General features: G+C 55.5%; 19 protein-coding genes and 1 other annotated feature. Of the genes, 14 read left to right on the top strand and 5 right to left on the bottom strand.

Going from position 1 to position 21073, the window contains the following annotated elements; translation table 11 throughout:
• Positions 1 to 269: 269 nt before the first annotated feature.
• On the top strand, positions 270 to 2189 hold the full coding sequence (sltY, locus tag NR201_RS21280; protein ID WP_033756501.1) for a murein transglycosylase: 1920 nt from the start codon (positions 270 to 272) through the stop codon (positions 2187 to 2189).
• A 45-nt stretch (positions 2190 to 2234) separates the two neighbouring features.
• On the top strand, positions 2235 to 2552 hold the full coding sequence (gene trpR, locus NR201_RS21275) for a trp operon repressor (protein ID WP_010253656.1): 318 nt from the start codon (positions 2235 to 2237) through the stop codon (positions 2550 to 2552).
• Here the strand turns inward: trpR and yjjX are convergent, their stop codons facing one another.
• The gene (yjjX, locus tag NR201_RS21270; RefSeq protein WP_010253660.1) at positions 2553 to 3071 is read right to left on the bottom strand and encodes an inosine/xanthosine triphosphatase; all 519 of its coding nucleotides are present in this window, start codon (positions 3069 to 3071) and stop codon (positions 2553 to 2555) included.
• Between the two features lie 206 nt (positions 3072 to 3277).
• Between yjjX and gpmB the strand changes: the two genes are divergently transcribed.
• A complete protein-coding gene (gene gpmB, locus NR201_RS21265) occupies positions 3278 to 3925 on the top strand; it encodes a 2,3-diphosphoglycerate-dependent phosphoglycerate mutase GpmB (RefSeq protein ID WP_010253664.1) in 648 nt (215 codons plus the stop codon).
• A gap of 42 nt (positions 3926 to 3967) precedes the next feature.
• Here the strand turns inward: gpmB and robA are convergent, their stop codons facing one another.
• On the bottom strand, positions 3968 to 4849 hold the full coding sequence (gene robA, locus NR201_RS21260) for an MDR efflux pump AcrAB transcriptional activator RobA (RefSeq protein WP_033756504.1): 882 nt from the start codon (positions 4847 to 4849) through the stop codon (positions 3968 to 3970).
• Between the two features lie 194 nt (positions 4850 to 5043).
• Between robA and creA the strand changes: the two genes are divergently transcribed.
• Entirely contained in the window at positions 5044 to 5517 is a 474-nt protein-coding gene (creA, locus tag NR201_RS21255; protein WP_010253671.1) for a protein CreA, read from the top strand.
• A gap of 71 nt (positions 5518 to 5588) precedes the next feature.
• Here the strand turns inward: creA and arcA are convergent, their stop codons facing one another.
• A complete protein-coding gene (gene arcA, locus NR201_RS21250) occupies positions 5589 to 6305 on the bottom strand; it encodes a two-component system response regulator ArcA (RefSeq protein ID WP_010253677.1) in 717 nt (238 codons plus the stop codon).
• A gap of 609 nt (positions 6306 to 6914) precedes the next feature.
• Here arcA and NR201_RS21245 point away from each other — a divergent pair.
• From NR201_RS21245 to thrC, 5 genes are all read left to right on the top strand, one after another.
• Complete coding sequence (locus NR201_RS21245) at positions 6915 to 7619, top strand: tRNA/rRNA methyltransferase (RefSeq protein ID WP_060679437.1); 705 nt, start codon at positions 6915 to 6917, stop codon at positions 7617 to 7619.
• Between the two features lie 188 nt (positions 7620 to 7807).
• A complete protein-coding gene (gene thrL, locus NR201_RS21240; protein WP_071591720.1) occupies positions 7808 to 7876 on the top strand; it encodes a thr operon leader peptide in 69 nt (22 codons plus the stop codon).
• Positions 7815 to 7933, top strand: a sequence feature (Thr leader region). Its footprint overlaps the gene before it by 62 nt.
• 26 nt (positions 7934 to 7959) lie before the next feature.
• On the top strand, positions 7960 to 10422 hold the full coding sequence (gene thrA / locus NR201_RS21235; RefSeq protein WP_061703622.1) for a bifunctional aspartate kinase/homoserine dehydrogenase I: 2463 nt from the start codon (positions 7960 to 7962) through the stop codon (positions 10420 to 10422).
• Between the two features lie 2 nt (positions 10423 to 10424).
• Complete coding sequence (gene thrB / locus NR201_RS21230) at positions 10425 to 11354, top strand: homoserine kinase (RefSeq protein ID WP_256850141.1); 930 nt, start codon at positions 10425 to 10427, stop codon at positions 11352 to 11354.
• 3 nt (positions 11355 to 11357) lie between these two features.
• On the top strand, positions 11358 to 12641 hold the full coding sequence (thrC, locus tag NR201_RS21225; RefSeq protein WP_033756508.1) for a threonine synthase: 1284 nt from the start codon (positions 11358 to 11360) through the stop codon (positions 12639 to 12641).
• Between the two features lie 61 nt (positions 12642 to 12702).
• Here the strand turns inward: thrC and yaaA are convergent, their stop codons facing one another.
• Positions 12703 to 13476: a peroxide stress protein YaaA gene (gene yaaA / locus NR201_RS21220; protein ID WP_050680513.1), complete on the bottom strand. Its 774-nt coding sequence runs from the start codon at positions 13474 to 13476 to the stop codon at positions 12703 to 12705.
• Positions 13477 to 13685: 209 nt separating this feature from the next.
• Here yaaA and tal point away from each other — a divergent pair, with 209 nt between their 5' ends.
• From tal to NR201_RS21205, 3 genes are all read left to right on the top strand, one after another.
• Entirely contained in the window at positions 13686 to 14639 is a 954-nt protein-coding gene (gene tal / locus NR201_RS21215; protein WP_013356716.1) for a transaldolase, read from the top strand.
• Between the two features lie 126 nt (positions 14640 to 14765).
• Positions 14766 to 15353: a molybdopterin adenylyltransferase gene (gene mog, locus NR201_RS21210; protein WP_010253692.1), complete on the top strand. Its 588-nt coding sequence runs from the start codon at positions 14766 to 14768 to the stop codon at positions 15351 to 15353.
• A 106-nt stretch (positions 15354 to 15459) separates the two neighbouring features.
• Positions 15460 to 16767 carry an MFS transporter gene (locus tag NR201_RS21205; RefSeq protein ID WP_256850140.1) on the top strand — a complete coding sequence of 436 codons (1308 nt, stop codon included), beginning with the start codon at positions 15460 to 15462 and terminating at the stop codon, positions 16765 to 16767.
• A 51-nt stretch (positions 16768 to 16818) separates the two neighbouring features.
• On the opposite strand, the gene satP is transcribed toward NR201_RS21205, so the two are convergent.
• A complete protein-coding gene (satP, locus tag NR201_RS21200) occupies positions 16819 to 17388 on the bottom strand; it encodes an acetate uptake transporter (RefSeq protein WP_256850139.1) in 570 nt (189 codons plus the stop codon).
• 302 nt (positions 17389 to 17690) lie between these two features.
• On the opposite strand from satP, the gene dnaK reads away from it, so the two are divergent.
• Together dnaK and dnaJ are read left to right on the top strand one after the other, a co-directional pair.
• Entirely contained in the window at positions 17691 to 19601 is a 1911-nt protein-coding gene (dnaK, locus tag NR201_RS21195; RefSeq protein WP_010253698.1) for a molecular chaperone DnaK, read from the top strand.
• Positions 19602 to 19705: 104 nt separating this feature from the next.
• On the top strand, positions 19706 to 20851 hold the full coding sequence (gene dnaJ, locus NR201_RS21190; protein WP_010253699.1) for a molecular chaperone DnaJ: 1146 nt from the start codon (positions 19706 to 19708) through the stop codon (positions 20849 to 20851).
• Positions 20852 to 21073: the final 222 nt, after the last annotated feature.

Here is a 21073-nt window from a genome sequence, read left to right as displayed (position 1 = left end):
ACGAAGAATTCCAGCTGGTATACAAGATGGAATTCAACAGAGCAAAGGCTGTGCCACTTTTTTAACGCAATGATTCAACAGTTTAATGCGTGCAGTGATAAGATTTTCTGATGATAATTTGCACAATTACGGCGCGCACGCTGAACGATGACGGTGCGTTTACCTTTCGTATGCGTAAATTTTGTGAAGAACATGGCAAGAGTCCGGTGGCCTGGTTAGCATGAAGACTGTCTGGCAACTCGCCGGCCCCAGCAACAGAGGAGATTTACGTGGTGAAGTGGCGTAACTGGATAATAGGGATCTGCATGGCCGGCACGGCCAGCAGCGCATGGGCCGATTCGCTTGATCAACAACGGCAACGTTATCAACAAATTAAACAGGCCTGGGACAGCAATCAGATGGCCACCGTGGATCAGCTGTTGCCCACGCTACAGGATTATCCGCTCTATCCTTATCTGCAATATCGCCTGCTGGCACAGGATCTCGATCAGGAGACCACCCTGGCGGTACAGAACTTTATTCGCCAGTATCCAACGTTGCCACCCGCGCGTTCGCTCAGCACCCGCTTTATTAATGTGCTGGCTTACCGACAGGACTGGCAGGGTGTGCTGAACTTCAGTCCGACCGAACCTAAGCCGGTGCAGGCACGCTGTAACTGGTATTACGCCAAATGGGCCACCGGTCAGCAGCAGGCCGCGTTTGACGGCGCGAAGCAGATCTGGCTGCGTGGCACGGCGCTGCCCGCGGACTGCGATAAGCTCTTTTCGGTCTGGCAGGCGTCCGGTCAGATTTCGCCAATTACGATCCTGGAGCGTATCCGGCTGGCGATGAAAGCAGGCAACGACAGCCTGGTGAGCTATCTGGCGAAAACGTTGCCAACTGACTATCAGACCATGTCTGACGCGATACAGGCCCTGCAGCAGGACCCGTTAACGGTCAGCACCTTCGCCAGCGCCGTCGGGCCAACCGACTTTACCCGCCAGGCGACGATTTACGCCTTTACGCGTGTGGCGCGGCAGGACATGGAAAATGCCCGCAGCCTGATTCCGATCCTGGTCCGGGCGCAGAAGATGGGACCGGAGGATGAGCAGGCGCTGAAGGAGATTGTGGTCTGGCGCATGATGGGCAGCGATCTCACCTCTGAGCAGGCACGCTGGCGCGATGCGGTGGTGATGAACAGCGAGTCTACCGCGCTGGTAGAACGCCGGGTACGACTGGCACTCTCTCAGCATGACCGACGCGGCCTCAACACCTGGATCGCCCGTCTGCCGCTGGAAGCCAAAGAGAAAGATGAGTGGCAGTACTGGCAGGCCGATCTGCTGTTTGAGAAAGATCGTAAAGAGGAAGCGGAAGAGATCCTGCGCAAACTGATGCAGGCGCGTGGCTTCTATCCAATGGTGGCCGCGCAGCGGCTGGGCGTTGACTACCCGTTGCAGGTGGATGAAGCGCCGAAGCCTGACAGTGCCACGGTGCAGGGACCGGAGCTGGCCCGCGTTCGCGAGCTGATGTACTGGGGACTGGATAACCTGGCGCGCAGCGAGTGGAGCAATCTGATCGGCAGCCGTACGCACACGCAGCAGCAGATGCTGGCGCGCTACGCCAATGAGCAGGACTGGTGGGATCTCAGCGTGCAGGCGACCATCACTGCCAAAATGTGGGACAGCCTGAAAGAGCGTTTCCCGCTGGCGTGGCAGAGCGTCTATGAGCGCAATACCGCGGTGAAGCAGATCCCGCCGAGCTATGCGATGGCGATTTCGCGTCAGGAGAGCGCCTGGAATCCGAAAGCGCGTTCACCGGTCGGCGCCAGCGGTCTGATGCAGATTATGCCTGCCACGGCGGCGCATACCGTGAAGATGTATAACATCCCTGGCTACAGCAACACCAGCCAGCTACTCGATCCGGAAACCAATATTCAGATCGGCACCCAGTATCTGGAATATGTCTATCAGCAGTTCAATCAGAACCGGATTTTCGCCTCGGCGGCCTACAATGCCGGGCCGGGCCGGGTGCGAAGCTGGCAGAAAACCAGTGCGGGCAATCTTGATGCCGTCGCGTTTATCGAGACCATCCCGTTCTCTGAAACGCGCGGCTATGTGAAGAATGTGCTGGCGTACGACGCCTACTATCGTCACTTCATGGGCAAGCCTGACAAGATCCTGTCAGATGCTGAGTGGAATCGCCGTTACTAGCTGTGCTAAGCTTCCGTACTCTTTAGCGAGTACGGAAGCCTCTTCATGACCCATTCTGATTCCCCCACCGATGCGCATCCGGCAGAAGATAGCTGGCAACGCTTTGTCGTGCTGATGCAGCAGGCCTTTGCTGATGGTCATGCGCTGCCACTGATGCAACTGATGATGACGCCCGACGAGCGGGAAGCGTTCGGCACCCGCCTGCGGATTATCGAAGAGTTAATGAACGGCGAGATGAGCCAGCGTGAACTGAAAAATGAGCTTGGCGTCGGCATCGCGACCATTACACGTGGCTCGAACAGCCTGAAAGAGGCGCCGCCGGAGCTGAAACGCTGGCTGGAGGCGCGTCTGGGACGCGCCTGATCACTGCTGGTAAAGCGGATGGATGAACGGGCAGAGCGCCAGAATCAGTGCCTGATGATAGACACTGGAGCGGCTGAGCAGGCCGTTTGTGAACGCCCCGATAGCGCCACCCTGGTGTTTAATATTTTCGATGCCGGTTAACCGCGCCATCTCTTCGCCCAGCTCCCGCCCTTCACGCAGACCCGCCAGCACCACCGGCGGCAGGGTGAAACTGGCCGAGCGCGATTCGCCGCGCTGCTTCTGATTTTCTACCACCATCCAGGCAAACGCGCTGTCATCTTCGATGCCCGCCTCAATCGCTACCCAGAACGCCGCTTCTGGCCGGACCTGCCGGGCATTCATCACGCGCTGACGTGCGCCAGTTCGCGTTTCGAGATGGGTTAACGGTTGTGCTGCTACGCCGCTATCGACCTCGACCCCTTCAATATGGCAGGATCCCTCGCCGAAAACGTCGTTGAATGCCTGAGCAATCGCATGAATTTTCGCTGGATTGGTGGTGGCTGCGACAACATGGTACATAATTGGTTGAACCCTCAGGTGATTAAGCGCCTGGTCCATCGGGCTGTATGATTTGTCATTCTGAACCCGGGCAGTGCTCACAATCCTCACGTACTTTCTGTACGCGCCGGTTGTTTCGCGCTCTCCGTGTGCAGACTGACTGCAACAATGACGCCTGATGGGGTAAGCTCTAAAGCGATTTTTGTCGCAGTATAACGGAAACTAACATGCTACAGGTCTATCTTGTTCGTCACGGTGAAACGGTATGGAATGCGGAGCGTCGCATTCAGGGTCAGTCCGACAGTCCGCTGACGGAAAAAGGTGAGCAGCAAGCCTGGCAGGTGGGTGAGCGCGTGAAACATCTGGGCATTACGCACATTATTGCCAGCGATCTGGGGCGTACGCGCCGCACCGCGGAGATTATTGCGGATGCCTGCGGTTGCTCAGTCACGCTTGATCCGCGGTTGCGTGAGCTGAATATGGGGGTGCTGGAGAAGCGTCCGCTGGATGGCTTAACCGCGGAAGAAGAGCAGTGGCGCGCCACGCTGGTCAACGGCACCGAAGGGGGCCGTATTCCTGAAGGGGAGTCGATGACTGAGATGGCGACGCGCATGCACGCCGCGCTGAATGCCTGTCTTGATCTTCCAGCCGGAAGCCGTCCACTGCTCGTCAGTCACGGTATGGCGCTGGGGGCGCTGGTCAGCACGATTCTCGGTCTGCCTGCCTATGCGGAACGTCGTCTGCGTCTGCGTAACTGCTCACTCTCACGTGTTGATTATCAGCAGAGCGCCTGGCTGGCAGAAGGCTGGATTGTCGAGACGGCGGGGGATATTTCCCATCTGGATGCGCCTGCACTCGACGAGCTTCAACGCTGATTTACTTAAAAGGCTGCCGTCGCGATGACGGCAGCCTTAACGTCAGCTGGCTACGGTCTGGCGGCGAATAGGAATCAGATATTCGCAACGGATCTCGGTCGGTGGCTCAGCGCGTTTTTTACCGCCATCGGTGTAAAAGCGTTCGATGTCCTGTCCCTGACGGCGGGTCAGCCCCAGCGTCGGCATGCAGGTGCCATAGAGCAGCAGAATAAACTCCTGCAGATTGACGCGCGGGCCGGTATAGGTGAACTGCACGTAGTCGCCCGCTTCCAGAATCACGTTCTGCCCGGAGTGCAGGTTGACCGCGCTGTCAGCAGGCACCGCCGTGGTGTAGAGAATCTCCTGCTCATCATCTTTGTCCTGGCTGGCGCGCACCTGATGCAGGCCATACAGTACCGGCGGCACCGTGTCGGTTTCCAGCAGGAACTGCTTCCAGAAATGAATACGCATTTCGTCGCGGTAGCTGGAAATCTGCTCCAGAATACAGGTGTAGTTCTGGGTTTGTCCTACCAGCACGGTCTCCGGTAAGGTGACGAAAGCCGGTTCCGGCTGCGTCTCATCGTCCAGCCGAATAGGGGGGCGAATACCGAATGAGTTCCAGTCAGAAGAGCGGCGATACCACGCCGGTGTCTGAGCAAACTGCTTCTTGAATGCGCGAGTAAAAGTCTGTTGTGAATCAAAACGATACTGTAGTGCGATGTCCAGAATCGGGCGGCTGGTCAGGCGCAGCGCCACGGCGGCTTTAGACAGACGACGCGCACGAATATAGGCACCTATTGCGTGTCCGGTTACGTCTTTAAACATCCTCTGTAAATGCCATTTAGAGTAACCGGCTTTCTGGGCAACATTGTCCAGTGAAAGGGGTTGATCCAGATGGCTCTCCAGCCAGACAAGCAAATCGCGAATGATACCGGCTTGGTCCATAAAACATCCTCATACTCTGGTGGTGCAGCTAAACGCATTCGAAGAATATTAGCACTCATTGCTCAAAAGACGTGGGCCGTTTTCCGGGGAAGGTTGTGCTAAATCAGTACGGGCTTCAACCCGTTTTGGTTTGGTCATTAACTCGATTAACAGTACATTACATTCTCATCTATTCCATTTGCAATGGTAACTCCATGACAATATTCCGACTTATGATCGCTGCGCTGACCACGCTGACCTTTTCCAGCCCGCTGTTTGCCGAACAGATTGGCTCTGTTGATACGGTATTCAAGATATTCGGGCCTGACCACAAGATTGTCGTTGAGGCTTTCGATGATCCGGACGTTAAAAATGTAACCTGTTATATCAGCCGGGCGAAAACCGGGGGTATTAAAGGCGGACTGGGTCTGGCAGAAGATACCTCTGATGCCGCGATTTCCTGTCAGCAGGTGGGTCCGGTCGAACTGAGTGATAAAATCGCGCAGGGTAAAGCAGAAGGTGAAGTGGTATTCCGCCAGCGCACCTCATTGATCTTCAAGAAGCTGCAGGTTGTACGCTTCTTCGACAAAAAGCGCAACGCCCTGGTCTATCTGACCTATTCCGATAAAGTGGTTGATGGCTCACCGAAAAATGCGATCAGCGCTGTGCCAATTATGCCGTGGCACTGATCATGCCGTCACACTAAGGACAAAAAAAACGCCCGCAGGGGCGTTTTTTATTTGCCGCGTCTGACAGGGGTTTAATCCTGCAGGTCACCGCAGAAGCGATAACCTTCACCATGAATGGTGGCGATGATCTCTGGCGTGTCCGGCGTTGATTCGAAATGCTTACGAATACGACGGATGGTGACATCGACAGTGCGATCGTGTGGCTTGAGGTCGCGGCCGGTCATTTTTTTCAGCAGATCGGCACGGGTCTGAATTTTACCCGGGTTTTCGCAGAAGTGCAGCATGGCGCGGAACTCACTGCGTGGCAGTTTGTAGTGCTCGCCGTTCGGGTTGATCAGTGAGCGGCTGTTGATATCCAGCTCCCAACCGTTGAACTTGTAGCTCTCTACCTGACGACGCTCTTCGCCTGGCATGGCCAGATTCATGGTGCGCGACAGCAGGTTGCGGGCACGAATAGTCAGCTCACGCGGATTAAACGGTTTGGTGATGTAGTCGTCAGCGCCAATTTCCAGACCAAGAATTTTATCGACTTCGTTGTCACGACCGGTCAGGAACATCAGGGCGACATTGGCCTGCTCACGCAGTTCACGGGCCAGCAACAGGCCGTTTTTACCGGGCAGGTTGATGTCCATGATGACCAGGTTAACGTCATTGTCGGTCAGCACCTGATGCATTTCAGCACCATCAGTCGCCTCATACACCACATAACCTTCCGCCTCAAAAATACTCTTGAGGGTATTACGCGTGACCAGTTCGTCTTCAACGATAAGAATGTGCGGGGTCTGCATGTTTAGCTACCTAAAATTTGCCAACAAATTGAAAACAGGGCGTACAGCGGTATGGCGTTCTCCATCATCGAGAGCGGCGGGCCGCGCTGAACCGTTGTACGAAATCATATTTTGATAAGCCATCTATCAACGTCAACAACAGTATTAGCTCAGCCAGTCAGGATGAAAATTGCATGCCCCGGGCGTTAATGATAATGGCGCATATCCTAACTGTATTAACAGCAACCTAACAGCACCAACTACAACCGATAAGCATAAAAACAACGCTTCGTTGACTTATATCAAATGCAATTGTAGCACGTTAACACTTTTGTGAAAAACTTCTCGCAGATTGCCTGTTTAGCTCACAAAAAGCATCATTTTCGTTACATATTTTACGCAGTCGGGCCAAAATAAAACCCGCCGGAAATCACATTCTATCTCGTTGAAGTTAAATGGTTTAATAATGATTTCTTTAATAAAGCTCGTTTCAGGGATAAAAAGATTCAGGCCATCACTTTTAACCAGTTTTAACATGGTTAACACACGATTTTCTTATTACCTTCTGGCGACTGAATCATTAACAGCCATGTTAATATGGCGTTATGTTAATGGACCAATGGAATAAATATGCTTTTTCCCCTGATTCTCGTCTCGCCCGCGCGGCCAGAAAATATCGGCGCTGCGGCGCGTGCCATGAAAACCATGGGATTCAGTCAGCTGCGCATCGTTGCCAGTGACGCCTGGCAGGATCCCGCCGCGCGCCGGGTGGCACATGGTGCCGGCGAAATTCTCGACAACGTTCAGACCTTTGCAACCCTGGCCGACGCGTTAGCGGACATCGATTTTTCGGTCGCGACCACCGCGCGCAGCCGGGCAAAGTTTCGTTATTACGCCACACCGGAGCAGGTTGAAACGCAACTGCTGGAGAAACGCCAGTGGGTAAACAGTATGGCGCTGGTGTTTGGCCGCGAAGATAGCGGACTGACCAACGAGGAGCTGGAGCTTGTAGACCTGCTGACCGGCATCCCGATGGCGAATGACTATCCTTCACTCAATCTCGGACAGGCGGTGATGGTCTACTGCTATCAGCTGTCGAAGCTGAATCAGGTTGAGGCATCAAAAGCCTCTGCGGCGGATGGGCAGCAGTTGCAGGCGCTGCGTCAGCGTTTCCATCAGCTGCTGGTGCAACTGGAGGTCAGTGATGATGAGAAGCTGTCAGACTGGATTGATCAGCGGGTGGGGCTGCTGGAACAGCGCGACAGTGCGATGCTGCATCGTCTGCTGCACGATATTGAAAAAAAACTCACAGATAAATCCTCGGCAAAAAGCTGATTTTACAGCAACAGATCGCAGGGAATTTCTGCATCGCAACCGATCGAACAGCGTTTCACGCTTTCACCGGTGGCTGTGCGCAGTGGTGGAAATCTGTCCGCCGGACAAATCGGGTTGACTTAATGTGCGCTTTGCTTTACTTCTGGAAGCAAGACGGACAGACAAAAACAGACAGAAAATAAATCTAAATGCGTAAAATCAGCCTGAACACCACAATTATTACCACCACCATTACCACAGGTAACGGTGCGGGCTGACGCATACAGGAAAAACAGAAAATAAGCCCGCACCTAAACAGTGCGGGCTTTTTTTTCGGCTTAAATTCAGGAGAGTTTATATTATGCGAGTGCTGAAATTCGGCGGGACCTCGGTAGCGAATGCGGAGCGGTTTCTTCGCGTCGCTGACATTCTGGAAAGTAATGCGCAACAAGGACAGGTTGCAACCGTGCTCTCTGCGCCAGCAAAGATCACTAACCATCTGGTGGCGATGATTGAAAAAACCATCAGTGGTCAGGATGCTTTGCCGAATATCAGCGACGCCGAACGCATCTTCAGCGAGCTGTTGCAGGGACTGGCTGACGCGCAGCCGGGCTTTGAGTACGATCGACTGAAAACCCGCGTTGACCTGGAGTTTGCGCAGCTGAAGCAGGTTCTGCACGGTATCAGCCTGCTGGGACAGTGCCCGGACAGCGTCAACGCGGCGATTATCTGCCGCGGTGAAAAACTCTCGATTGCGATCATGGAAACGCTGCTGCAGGCGCGCGGCCATGAGGTCAGCGTGATCGATCCGGTGGAGAAATTGCTGGCGGTCGGCCACTACCTTGAATCCACTGTTGATATCGCCGAATCAACTCGCCGCATTGAAGCGAGTCAGATTCCGCCGCAGAACATGATCCTGATGGCAGGCTTCACGGCTGGTAACGAGCGAGGCGAGCTGGTCGTACTGGGCCGTAACGGTTCTGACTATTCAGCCGCTGTGCTGGCCGCCTGTCTGCGCGCCGACTGCTGTGAAATCTGGACTGATGTGGATGGCGTCTATACCTGCGATCCGCGTCAGGTGCCGGATGCGCGCCTGCTGAAGTCGATGTCCTATCAGGAGGCGATGGAGCTCTCCTATTTCGGCGCCAAAGTGCTGCATCCCCGCACCATCGCGCCCATTGCCCAGTTCCAGATCCCCTGCCTGATCAAAAACACGGCCAATCCGCAGGCACCCGGCACCCTGATTGGAGCAGAAGGCGAACAGGATGAGAACCCGGTAAAAGGCATCACCAACCTGAATAATATGGCGATGGTCAACGTCTCCGGTCCTGGCATGAAAGGGATGGTCGGGATGGCGGCCAGAGTCTTTGCGGCGATGTCGCGCACCGGCATCTCTGTAGTGCTGATCACCCAATCCTCTTCCGAATACAGCATCAGTTTCTGCGTGCCGCAGAGCGAGCTGGCGCGGGCGCGTCAGGTGCTGGAGGAGGAGTTCTACCTGGAGCTGAAAGATGGCCTGCTGGATCCGCTGGATATCATTGAAAACCTGGCGGTGATTTCGGTGGTGGGCGATGGCATGCGCACGCTGCGCGGCATTTCAGCCAAATTCTTCTCGGCGCTGGCGCGCGCCAATATCAATATCGTGGCGATTGCTCAGGGCTCCTCCGAGCGTTCAATCTCGGTGGTGGTGAACAATGATGAAGTGATCACCGGGGTTCGCGTGGTGCATCAGATGCTGTTCGCCACCGATCAGGTAATCGAAGTGTTTGTGGTCGGCGTCGGCGGCGTCGGCGGCGCGCTGCTGGATCAGTTACATCGCCAGCAGGCGTGGCTGAAGAAAAAGCATATCGACCTGCGCGTCTGCGGCATCGCTAACTCCCGTGCGCTGTTAACCCACGTCCACGGCATCGATTTAAGCAACTGGCAGGCGGCATTAGGCGAAGCGAAAGAGCCGTTCAATCTCGGTCGTCTTACCCGTCTGGTTAAAGAGTATCACCTGCTCAATCCGGTGATTGTGGATTGTACTTCCAGCCAGGCGGTCGCCGATCAGTATGCTGACTTTCTCAGCGAAGGTTTCCATGTGGTGACGCCAAACAAAAAGGCCAACACCTCCTCCTGGAATTACTATCAGCAGATGCGCGCCGCCGCTGCCAAATCGCGGCGTAAATTCCTCTATGATACCAACGTCGGCGCCGGACTGCCGGTGATCGAAAACCTGCAGAACCTGATGAACGCCGGTGATGAGCTGCTGCGCTTCTCCGGTATCCTCTCTGGCTCGCTGTCCTACATTTTCGGCCAGCTGGATGACGGAATGTCACTGTCGCAGGCGACAACGATGGCGCGTGAGATGGGCTTTACCGAGCCCGATCCGCGTGACGACCTCTCCGGCACCGATGTGGCGCGTAAGCTGCTGATCCTGGCCCGTGAAGCGGGTCATCAGCTGGAGCTGAGCGACATTGAGATTGAGCCGCTGCTGCCCGCCAGCCTGACCGAAATCCAGGACATTGAGCAGTTTATGCAGCGTCTGCCTGAGCTGGATAACGCTTTTGCCGCCCGGGTTGCGCAGGCGCAGGATGAGGGCAAAGTATTGCGCTATGTTGGCGTGATTGAAGAGGGCGGCATCTGCAAAGTGAAGATCGACGCCGTTGACGGCAACGATCCACTCTATAAGGTGAAAAACGGCGAGAATGCGCTGGCGTTTTACAGCCGCTACTATCAACCGATTCCGCTGGTGCTGCGCGGATACGGTGCAGGAAATGATGTCACAGCGGCCGGTGTCTTTGCCGACCTGCTGCGGACACTGTCATGGAAGTTGGGAGTTTAATCATGGTAAAAATTTACGCACCGGCCTCGATTGGTAACGTCAGCGTCGGCTTCGATGTGCTGGGCGCGGCGGTTTCGCCGGTAGATGGCTCCCTGCTGGGTGACTGCGTCTCCGTGGAAGCGGCAGAGCAGTTTTCACTGACCAACGCCGGACGTTTTGTCAGTAAGCTGCCCACCGATCCGAAAGAGAATATTGTTTACCAGTGCTGGCAGCGTTTCTGCCAGGAAATCGGCAAAGCGATCCCGGTGGCGATGACGCTGGAGAAGAACATGCCCATCGGCTCCGGGCTGGGTTCCAGCGCCTGCTCGGTGGTGGCCGGTTTAATGGCGATGAACGAGTTTTGCGGCAAGCCTCTCAACGACAGTACGTTACTGACCCTGATGGGCGAGCTGGAAGGGCGAATCTCGGGCAGCGTGCACTATGATAATGTCGCCCCCTGCTTCCTCGGCGGCATTCAGCTGATGCTGCAGGAGAATGACATTATCAGCCAGGCGGTGCCGGGCTTTGATGACTGGCTGTGGGTGATGGCCTATCCGGGCATTAAAGTCTCAACCGCAGAAGCGCGCGCCATTTTACCGGCGCAGTACCGCAAAGAGGACTGCATCAGGCATGGCCGCTTGCTGGCTGGCTTCATTCACGCCTGCCACACGCGTCAGCCGCAGCTGGCAGCTAAACTTATGCAGGATGTGATTGCCGAACCTTACCGGACCCGGCTGCTGCCAGGCTTCACCGAGGCGCGGCAGGCCGCGAAAGATATTGGCGCACTGGCGTGCGGTATCTCAGGCTCTGGTCCGACACTTTTCGCCGTTTGCAATCAGATGGAAACGGCACAGCGGATGGCTGACTGGCTGAGCCAGCACTATCTGCAGAATGATGAAGGCTTCGTCCATATCTGCCGTCTCGACACGGCTGGCGCACGACAATTGGGATAACGCATGAAACTCTACAATCTTAAGGATCACAACGAGCAGGTCAGCTTCGCCCAGGCGGTGAAACAGGGTCTGGGTTCGCAGCAGGGTCTGTTCTTTCCGCTGGAACTGCCGGAGTTTGAACTGACCGACATCGACGCGATGCTGGAGATGGATTTTGTCAGCCGCAGCAGCAAAATTCTCTCGGCTTTCATTGGTGACGAGATTCCGGCCCAGCAGCTGCATGAGCGTGTTAAAGCCGCTTTTGCTTTTCCGGCCCCGGTGAAAGCCGTCAGCGAAGATATCGCCTGTCTGGAGCTGTTCCACGGCCCGACGCTGGCGTTTAAAGATTTCGGCGGCCGTTTTATGGCGCAGATGCTGTCGTATTTTTCAGGCTCAGATGAGCAGATCACCATTCTCACCGCCACCTCCGGTGATACCGGCGCGGCCGTGGCGCACGCCTTTTACGGCATGAAGAACGTGCGCGTGGTGATCCTCTATCCGCAGGGCAAAATCAGTCCGCTGCAGGAGAAACTCTTCTGTACTCTGGGCGGCAACATCGAAACCATCTCTATCGACGGCGATTTTGATGCCTGCCAGTCGCTGGTGAAACAGGCGTTTGATGACGAAGAGCTGAAGCGCGCGATTGGCCTGAACTCGGCTAACTCCATCAACATCAGCCGCCTGCTGGCGCAGATCTGCTACTACTTTGAAGCGGTTGCACAGCTGCCTCAGGAAAAACGTAATCAGCTGGTGGTGTCAGTGCCGAGCGGCAACTTTGGTGATTTGACCGCCGGTCTGCTGGCGAAATCGCTGGGCCTGCCGATCAAACGTTTTATCGCCGCCACCAACGCCAACGACACGGTGCCGCGCTTTCTGGGCAACGGCGAGTGGCAGCCAAACCAGACGGTCTCTACGCTGTCGAATGCCATGGATGTCAGCCAGCCTAATAACTGGCCGCGTGTGGAAGAGCTGTTCCGCCGTAAAACCTGGCGCTTAACCGATCTGGCCTGTGGTGCGGTCTCGGATGAGACCACGCGCGCCGCCATGCGTGAACTGGCTGAGATGGGCTACATTTCCGAGCCGCATGCCGCCATTGCCTGGCGTCTGTTGCGCGATCAGCTGCAGGAAGGGGAGTATGGTGTGTTCCTGGGAACCGCGCATCCGGCGAAATTCCGCGAAAGTGTGGAAGCGATCCTTGAACAGACCCTGACGCTGCCGCCGGAGTTAGCGGAGCGCGCCGACCTGCCGCTGCTGTCGCATCAGATGAAGGGTGATTTCGCCTCGCTGCGGGCGTTTCTGCTGAAGTAAACCTGTGAAAGGCTTCCCGGTTGCGGGAAGCCTGTTTGTGGAAAGCAGAGGGCGCGGGGTGTTACTGCTCTGCGCGCTTAAAGACCAGCTCGCTCTCGCTGCTGCTGGCTGCATCAAAACGATAGCCATCCAGATCAAACGCCTTTAGCTGTTCCGGCTTCGTCAGGCGCTGCTGAATCACATAGCGACTCATTAATCCACGCGCCTTTTTGGCATAGAAGCTAATCACTTTGTAACTGCCATTCTTTTCGTCGAGGAACACCGGCTTAATCATCTTTGCCTGCAGCGTCTTCGGCTTAACGGCCCGGAAATATTCGTCCGAGGCGAGGTTGATCAGCACCTCATCACCCTGTTCCGCCAGCGCAGCATTCAGCGTTTCAGTGATGAGATCGCCCCAGAAGGTGTAGAGATCTTTGCCCGCCGGATTCGCCAGGCGAATGCCCATCTCCAGACGGTAAGGCTGCATTAAATCGAGTGGACGCAGCACGCCATACAGGCCTGATAACATACGCAGGTGCTGCTGAGCAAAATCGAAATCCTGATCGCTGAAGGTCTCTGCCTGTAAACCGGTGTAGACATCACCTTTGAACGCCAGGATCGCCTGACGGGCATTCTTAGGGGAAAAATCGGGCTGCCAGCTGTTGAAGCGCTCGGCATTGAGGTGCGCCAGTTTATCGCTGATGCCCATTAACGAGGCGATGCTGGCGGGTGACAGCTCGCGCGCAATTTCAATCAGCTGTTGTGACTTTTCTAACAGCGCAGGCTGGGTGAAACGCGTTGTCGCCAGCGGGCTTTCATAATCCAGCGTCTTGGCGGGAGAGATCACCATCAACATAGTTGCTTCCTCGGTTAATGCCTGGTTTAACAGGGCATTGGCTGCTTATCAGGCTTCGCAGTGTACCAAAAAAGCCGCAAAGAATGACGAATCACACCTATTTGTTCGCGCTATCGTAAACGGCATTCCCTGACCTTGCGCCACCGTTGCCGCGTGATATTATCGCAACAGCCTTTTTTCACACTGACAGTTAACTAAGAGAAAAGAACATGACGGACAAACTTACCTCCCTGCGTCAGCTCACCACCGTCGTCGCCGACACCGGTGATATTGCAGCCATGAAGCTGTATCAGCCACAAGACGCCACCACCAACCCTTCTCTGATTCTCAACGCCGCGCAAATTCCTGAATACCGTAAACTGATCGATGAAGCGATCGGCTGGGCGCGTGAGCAGAGCAGCAACAAAGAAGAGCAGCTGCAGCTGGTTTCTGACAAGCTGGCCGTGAACATTGGTCTGGAAATTCTCAAACTGATCCCAGGCCGCATCTCGACGGAAGTGGATGCGCGTCTCTCTTACGACACTGAAGGCAGCATCGCCAAAGCCCGCAGCCTGATCAAACTCTACAATGATGCCGGTATCAGCAACGACCGCATCCTGATCAAACTGGCCTCTACCTGGCAGGGCATCCGTGCTGCAGAGCAGCTGGAAAAAGAGGGTATCAACTGTAACCTGACGCTGCTGTTCTCCTTTGCTCAGGCGCGTGCCTGTGCTGAAGCGGGCGTGTTCCTGATCTCTCCGTTTGTTGGCCGTATCCTCGACTGGTACAAAGCCAACACCGACAAGAAAGAGTATGCCGCGCACGAAGATCCAGGCGTGGTTTCAGTTTCTGAAATCTACAACTACTACAAGCAGCACGGCTATGAAACCGTGGTGATGGGCGCCAGCTTCCGTAACGTCGGCGAAATCATCGAGCTGGCTGGCTGTGACCGTCTGACCATTTCTCCTGCGCTACTGAAAGAGCTGGCTGAGAGCGAAGGCACCCTGGAGCGTAAACTGAGCTACAGCGGCGAAGTGAAAGCGCGTCCGGCCCGCATGACCGAGTCTGAGTTCCTGTGGCAGCACAACCAGGATCCTATGGCGGTTGCGAAGCTGGCAGAAGGTATCCGCAATTTTGCCGTTGATCAGGGCAAACTTGAGAAGATGCTGGCAGAACTGCTGTAATCTGTTGACCGTGGCGGCGCAGGCTGCCACGGTTTTCCCTTTTCCGACCCTTTCACTTTATATTATCCTCTCGGCTATTCCCCTTTTACTCCAACCGCACCGCGGTAAATCACAGCGAAGCTAATCATGAATACATTACGCATTGGCCTGATCTCGGTCTCCGATCGCGCCGCGAACGGCATTTATCAGGATCAGGGTATTCCCGCGCTGGAGAGCTGGCTCGGCAGCGCAATCAGCAGCCCGTTTGAGATTGAGTCCCGACTGGTGCCCGACGAGCAGCCGATGATTGAGCAGGCGATTTGCGAACTGGTCGATGAACGTTTTTGCCATCTGGTGTTAACCACTGGCGGCACCGGTCCGGCCCGACGCGATGTCACGCCCGATGCCACCTTAGCCGTTGCCGATCGTGAAATGCCTGGTTTTGGTGAGCAGATGCGCCAGATCAGCCTGCAGTTCGTACCGACCGCGATTCTGTCGCGTCAGGTCGGGGTGATCCGCAAGCAATCGCTGATCCTCAATCTGCCTGGTCAGCCGAAGTCGATCAAAGAGACGCTGGAAGGGCTGAAGGATGAGCAGGGCAACGTAAAAGTTCACGGCATCTTTGCATCTGTACCTTATTGTTTACAGTTGCTGGAAGGGCCTTACGTCGAAACGCATTCCAGCGTAGTAGCAGCATTTCGGCCTAAAAGCGCGATACGTGAGATAAATAACTAAATATTCCCCATTTCAGGCATAAGCTATAGCCTTGCTGGTGTGGCAAAAAATTGACGGTATAGTAATAAGATCTTTACAACCTTATCTCTTTTGCCTCTGGAATATTATGAATCCGACTCACACTCAGCGTCTGACCGGTAAGGATTACAAGACCCTGGCGCTGGCCGCGCTGGGCGGCGCGCTGGAATTCTACGACTTCATCATCTTCGTCTTCTTCGCCACCGTGATTGGCGAACTCTTTTTCCCTTCGGATATCCCGGAATGGCTGCGTCAGTTGCAGACGTTTGCCATTTTTGCCGCAGGCTATCTGGCTCGTCCGCTGGGCGGCATCGTGATGGCGCATTTTGGCGATAAGCTCGGGCGCAAAAAGATGTTCAGCCTGAGCATTCTGCTGATGGCGCTGCCGACCCTGATGATGGGCGCTTTACCCACCTGGCAGACGATTGGTATTGCTGCGCCACTGCTGATGCTGCTGATGCGGATGTTACAGGGCGCGGCGATTGGCGGTGAAGTGCCGGGCGCCTGGGTGTTTGTCGCGGAACACGTGCCCTATAAACGTATCGGCATCGCCTGCGGCACGCTGACGGCCGGGCTGACTATCGGCATTTTACTGGGGTCGCTGGTGGCCACGCTGATCAATACCTCAATGTCGCAGCAGGCGATCCATGATGGCGGCTGGCGCATCCCGTTCTTCCTCGGCGGCGTGTTCGGGCTGATCGCGATGTACCTGCGTCGCTGGCTGCATGAGACGCCAGTGTTTATCGAGATGCAGCAGCGTAAAGCGCTGGTTGAAACTCTGCCGCTGAAGACCGTGCTGGCAGAGCATAAAAAGTCGATTGTCATCTCTATGCTGCTGACCTGGCTGCTCTCCGCCTGCATCGTGGTGGTGATCCTGATGTCGCCGGTCTGGCTGCAAAAACAGCAGGGCATCGCGCCCGCGCTGACCCTGCAGGCCAACAGCATCGCCACCGTGATGCTCTGCATTGGCTGCATTATTGCCGGACTCGCGGCCGATCGCTTTGGTGCCAGTCGTACGCTGTGTGTCGGCAGCCTGCTGCTGGCGATCTGTAGCTGGCAGTTTTATCACCTGACCGCCCTCTATCCACAGCAGCTCTTCCTGCTTTATGGCGTGGCGGGTCTCAGCGTCGGTATCGTCGGCGTGGTGCCCTTTGTGATGGTGCGCGCCTTTCCGGCAGAAGTGCGTTTTACCGGACTCTCATTTTCCTACAACCTCTCCTATGCGATCTTTGGCGGGCTGACACCGATCTTTGTGTCGCTGCTGATGAACGTCTCAGAGATGGCACCCTGCTGGTATGTGATGGCGCTGGCGCTGGTGGGATTGTTGACGGGGATCTGGCTGCGGCGTGATGTCAGCCACGAGCCTGGCCTGCAGCAGGGGATTAACTCTTTGTAATGCGGGGACGCGGAGCCAGGCTCCGCGTCTTTTTTATGCGTAAAGGCAGGCTTAGAGTGGTTTCGCGCCAATCGGCAGAATGGTGCGGCCAAAGGTTTCGTTCAGCACTTCACCCATCGCCAGATAGCAGGCGCTGGCACCACAGAGTATCCCGACCCAGCCCGCGGAGACCACCAGCGCCGGCAGGTGCATAAGATGAGCCACGGCCAGCAGCAGAAACAGCAGCGTGAGCGAGCCGAAAACAAACTGCAGCATCCGCGCACCTTTCAGCGTACCGACGAACATAAACAGCGTGAAAATGCCCCACAGTGCCAGCCAGGCCCCCAGGAAACGTTCGTCTGGCACTTTTGCCAGTCCCATTTCAGGTAACAGCAGGATCGCCACAAAGCTTAACCAGAACATGCCGTAAGAGGTAAAGGCGGTCAGCCCGAAAGTGTTGTTCTTTTTAAACTCCAGCAGACCGGCCAGCACCTGCGCAATCCCGCCATAAAAAATGCCCATGGCTAAAATCGCCACGTCCATAGCAAACAGACCCGTGTTGTGCAGGTTCAGCAAAATGGTCGTCATGCCAAATCCCATTAATCCCAGCGGGGCAGGGTTAGCCAGCGTTGAATTTGCCATAGTTCCTCGGCAGTAAAATGATCGTTGATGTAATAAACGGATTTCGTCCTGCTCCCTGAGGGGAGCAAGGCGACGCATCATATTCAGCGTTGTGGCAGCGTTCTTTGATCCCGACAGGGCCAAAGGTAAAAATTTTTTTTTGGTTTAGCCCTTGATGCGCATCGAAGCGGCCCCATTTACTTGTCATCGAGCGTTGTGAACGTTGGAAAAAAAGCATGTGCTGGCAGTTGAATGCAAACAACCCGCCCACATAAAAGGTTCACAACCCAAATTGGCAACGAATTTAAGTGGGAGATGTTTAGATGGGTAAGATTATTGGTATTGACCTGGGTACAACCAACTCTTGTGTTGCGATCATGGATGGCACTAAAGCACGCGTGCTGGAAAATGCCGAGGGCGATCGCACCACGCCTTCAATTATTGCGTATACACAGGATGGCGAAATTCTGGTCGGTCAACCGGCTAAACGTCAGGCAGTGACCAACCCGCAGAATACCCTGTTCGCAATTAAGCGTCTGATCGGTCGTCGCTTCCAGGACGAAGAAGTACAGCGTGATATTAAAATCATGCCGTACAAAATTACCGGCGCTGACAACGGCGACGCATGGCTGGAAGTGAAAGGTCAGCGAATGGCACCACCGCAGATCTCTGCTGAAGTGCTGAAGAAAATGAAAAAGACCGCCGAAGATTACCTCGGTGAGCCAGTGACTGAAGCGGTTATTACCGTACCGGCTTACTTCAACGATGCGCAGCGTCAGGCGACCAAAGACGCCGGCCGTATCGCAGGTCTGGAAGTCAAACGTATCATTAACGAACCGACTGCTGCTGCACTGGCATACGGTCTGGATAAAGGCCAGGGTAACCGCACCATCGCGGTTTATGACCTGGGTGGCGGTACCTTCGATATCTCAATCATTGAGATCGACGAAGTTGACGGCGAAAAAACCTTTGAAGTTCTGGCGACCAACGGTGATACCCACCTGGGTGGTGAAGACTTCGATAGCCGCCTGATTAACTATCTGGTTGCTGAATTCAAGAAAGACCAGGGCATCGATCTGCACAACGATCCACTGGCGATGCAGCGTCTGAAAGAAGCGGCAGAGAAAGCGAAAATCGAACTTTCTTCTGCACAGCAGACCGACGTTAACCTGCCATACATCACGGCAGATGCGACCGGTCCTAAACACCTGAACATCAAAGTGACCCGCTCTAAACTGGAGTCACTGGTTGAAGATCTGGTTGCTCGCTCAATCGCGCCACTGAAAGTTGCGCTGCAGGACGCCGGACTGTCTGTTTCAGACATCAACGACGTTATCCTGGTGGGTGGTCAGACTCGTATGCCACTGGTTCAGGCCAAAGTGACTGAGTTCTTCGGTAAAGAGCCACGTAAAGACGTGAACCCGGATGAAGCGGTCGCGGTCGGTGCTGCAGTTCAGGGTGGTGTACTGGGTGGCGACGTGAAAGACGTGCTGCTGCTGGACGTTACCCCGCTGTCACTGGGTATCGAAACCATGGGTGGTGTGATGACTTCGCTGATCAGCAAGAACACCACTATCCCAACCAAGCACAGCCAGGTCTTCTCGACTGCTGAAGATAACCAGTCAGCCGTGACCATTCACGTGCTGCAGGGTGAGCGTAAGCGCGCCAATGACAACAAGTCACTGGGCCAGTTCAACCTCGACGGTATCCAGAACGCGCCACGCGGTCTGCCGCAGATCGAAGTGACCTTCGACATCGATGCGGATGGTATCCTGCACGTGTCGGCGAAAGATAAGAACAGCGGTAAAGAGCAGAAAATCACCATCAAAGCCTCTTCAGGTCTGAGCGATGAAGAGATCCAGAAAATGGTGCGTGATGCGGAAGCGAACGCTGAATCTGACCGCAAGTTCGAAGAGCTGGTACAGACGCGTAACCAGGGCGATCAGATTGCCCACAGCACGCGTAAGCAGCTGGAAGAAGCGGGCGACAAACTGTCAGCTGATGACAAAGCGCCAATCGAAGCCGCTCTGGCCGCGCTGGAAACTGCGCTGAGAGGCGAAGACAAAGCGGAAATCGACGCCAAAATGCAGGCGCTGATGGAAGTGTCCGGCAAACTGATGGAAGCAGCCCAGCAGTCTCAGGCGGGAGCAGCGGATGCCGGTGACGCGTCAGCGAAGAAAGATGACGACGTTGTCGATGCTGAATTCGAAGAAGTGAAAGACAACAAGAAATAATTGCCCCTGACCGGGCGCGACGGTTGGCCTGACAGCCGTTGAAACCAGCACGGGCGTAGGAGATCTCTCCACGCCCGTGCGATCATGTTAAGGGCTAAATAAACATGGCGAAGAGTGATTACTACGAGATTTTAGGCGTCGCCAAATCCGCGGACGAGCGTGAAATCAAAAAGGCTTACAAACGCCTGGCAATGAAATTTCACCCGGACCGTAATCCCGGTGACAAAGAAGCCGAAGCCAAATTCAAAGAGGTCAAGGAAGCGTACGAAATCCTGACCGATGCGCAGAAGCGTGCGGCCTACGATCAATATGGTCATGCAGCCTTTGAACAGGGCGGTATGGGTGGCGGTGGATACGGCGGCGGCGGCTTTGGTGGTGGCGGCGCAGACTTCAGCGATATCTTTGGCGACGTGTTCGGTGACATCTTTGGTGGTGGACGCCGTCAGCGCGCCTCCCGTGGCGCCGATTTACGCTACAACATGGAGCTGTCGCTGGAAGAAGCGGTACGCGGCGTGACCAAAGAGATCCGCATTCCAACGCTGGAAGAGTGTGATGTCTGCCACGGCAGCGGCGCGAAAGCGGGAACGCAGCCACAAACCTGTTCAACCTGTCACGGTGCAGGCCAGGTGCAGATGCGCCAGGGCTTCTTCACCGTTCAGCAGGCCTGTCCGACCTGTCATGGTCGCGGCTCGGTGATCAAAGATCCGTGCAACGCCTGTCATGGTCATGGCCGCGTTGAGAAGTCGAAAACGCTGTCAGTGAAAATCCCGGCAGGGGTCGACACCGGCGATCGCATTCGTCTGAGCGGCGAAGGCGAAGCGGGCGAGCAGGGCGCACCAGCAGGCGATCTCTACGTTCAGGTCTCGGTGAAGAAACACCCGATCTTCGAGCGTGAAGAGAACAATCTTTACTGTGAAGTGCCGATCAACTTTGCGATGGCAGCGCTGGGCGGTGAGATTGAAGTACCGACCCTGGATGGTCGCGTGAAGCTGAAAGTGCCGTCAGAAACTCAGACCGGCAAGCTGTTCCGCATGCGCGGACGTGGCGTGAAATCTGTGCGTGGCGGCGCGGTCGGCGATCTGCTGTGTCGTGTCGTGGTGGAAACACCGGTCAGCCTGAATGAGAAACAGAAAGCGCTGTTGCGTGAACTGGAAGAGAGTTTTGGCGGCCCGAGCGGCGAGCATAACAGCCCACGCTCAAAGAGCTTTTTCGACGGCGTGAAAAAATTCTTTGATGATCTGACTCGTTAAGTCTGCCTGATAAAAAGTGGAGCCCCGGCTCTGATGCCAGTCAGTTAAGCGACAGGTGATAACGCAGTCTGGTGCCGCGCAGGGGCTGGCGGTCCTCGCGCCGCTGCGCGGTTCCTTCACTTCATTCCTCTGCCTGACGGACCGGCGGGGATGGCACATCCTGTGCCGCCCCGCCTTTCGCCCGCGTCCTGCGGGCTCTCCTGGCAGACTCATTCTGTTCAG

This window comes from Pantoea sp. Fr-CA_6, assembly GCF_024520895.1.
GTDB lineage: Bacteria > Pseudomonadota > Gammaproteobacteria > Enterobacterales > Enterobacteriaceae > Pantoea > Pantoea agglomerans.
This window is presented reverse-complemented; position numbering and strand designations above follow the sequence as displayed.

Coding starts and splice junctions, on each gene's coding strand:
- trpR (WP_010253656.1), top strand. CDS start 2,235: ATGACCCATTCTGATTCCCCCACCGATGCGCATCCGGCAGAAGATAGC.
- yjjX (WP_010253660.1), bottom strand. CDS start 3,071: ATGTACCATGTTGTCGCAGCCACCACCAATCCAGCGAAAATTCATGCG.
- gpmB (WP_010253664.1), top strand. CDS start 3,278: ATGCTACAGGTCTATCTTGTTCGTCACGGTGAAACGGTATGGAATGCG.
- robA (WP_033756504.1), bottom strand. CDS start 4,849: ATGGACCAAGCCGGTATCATTCGCGATTTGCTTGTCTGGCTGGAGAGC.
- creA (WP_010253671.1), top strand. CDS start 5,044: ATGACAATATTCCGACTTATGATCGCTGCGCTGACCACGCTGACCTTT.
- arcA (WP_010253677.1), bottom strand. CDS start 6,305: ATGCAGACCCCGCACATTCTTATCGTTGAAGACGAACTGGTCACGCGT.
- NR201_RS21245 (WP_060679437.1), top strand. CDS start 6,915: ATGCTTTTTCCCCTGATTCTCGTCTCGCCCGCGCGGCCAGAAAATATC.
- thrA (WP_061703622.1), top strand. CDS start 7,960: ATGCGAGTGCTGAAATTCGGCGGGACCTCGGTAGCGAATGCGGAGCGG.
- thrB (WP_256850141.1), top strand. CDS start 10,425: ATGGTAAAAATTTACGCACCGGCCTCGATTGGTAACGTCAGCGTCGGC.
- thrC (WP_033756508.1), top strand. CDS start 11,358: ATGAAACTCTACAATCTTAAGGATCACAACGAGCAGGTCAGCTTCGCC.
- yaaA (WP_050680513.1), bottom strand. CDS start 13,476: ATGTTGATGGTGATCTCTCCCGCCAAGACGCTGGATTATGAAAGCCCG.
- tal (WP_013356716.1), top strand. CDS start 13,686: ATGACGGACAAACTTACCTCCCTGCGTCAGCTCACCACCGTCGTCGCC.
- mog (WP_010253692.1), top strand. CDS start 14,766: ATGAATACATTACGCATTGGCCTGATCTCGGTCTCCGATCGCGCCGCG.
- NR201_RS21205 (WP_256850140.1), top strand. CDS start 15,460: ATGAATCCGACTCACACTCAGCGTCTGACCGGTAAGGATTACAAGACC.
- satP (WP_256850139.1), bottom strand. CDS start 17,388: ATGGCAAATTCAACGCTGGCTAACCCTGCCCCGCTGGGATTAATGGGA.
- dnaK (WP_010253698.1), top strand. CDS start 17,691: ATGGGTAAGATTATTGGTATTGACCTGGGTACAACCAACTCTTGTGTT.
- dnaJ (WP_010253699.1), top strand. CDS start 19,706: ATGGCGAAGAGTGATTACTACGAGATTTTAGGCGTCGCCAAATCCGCG.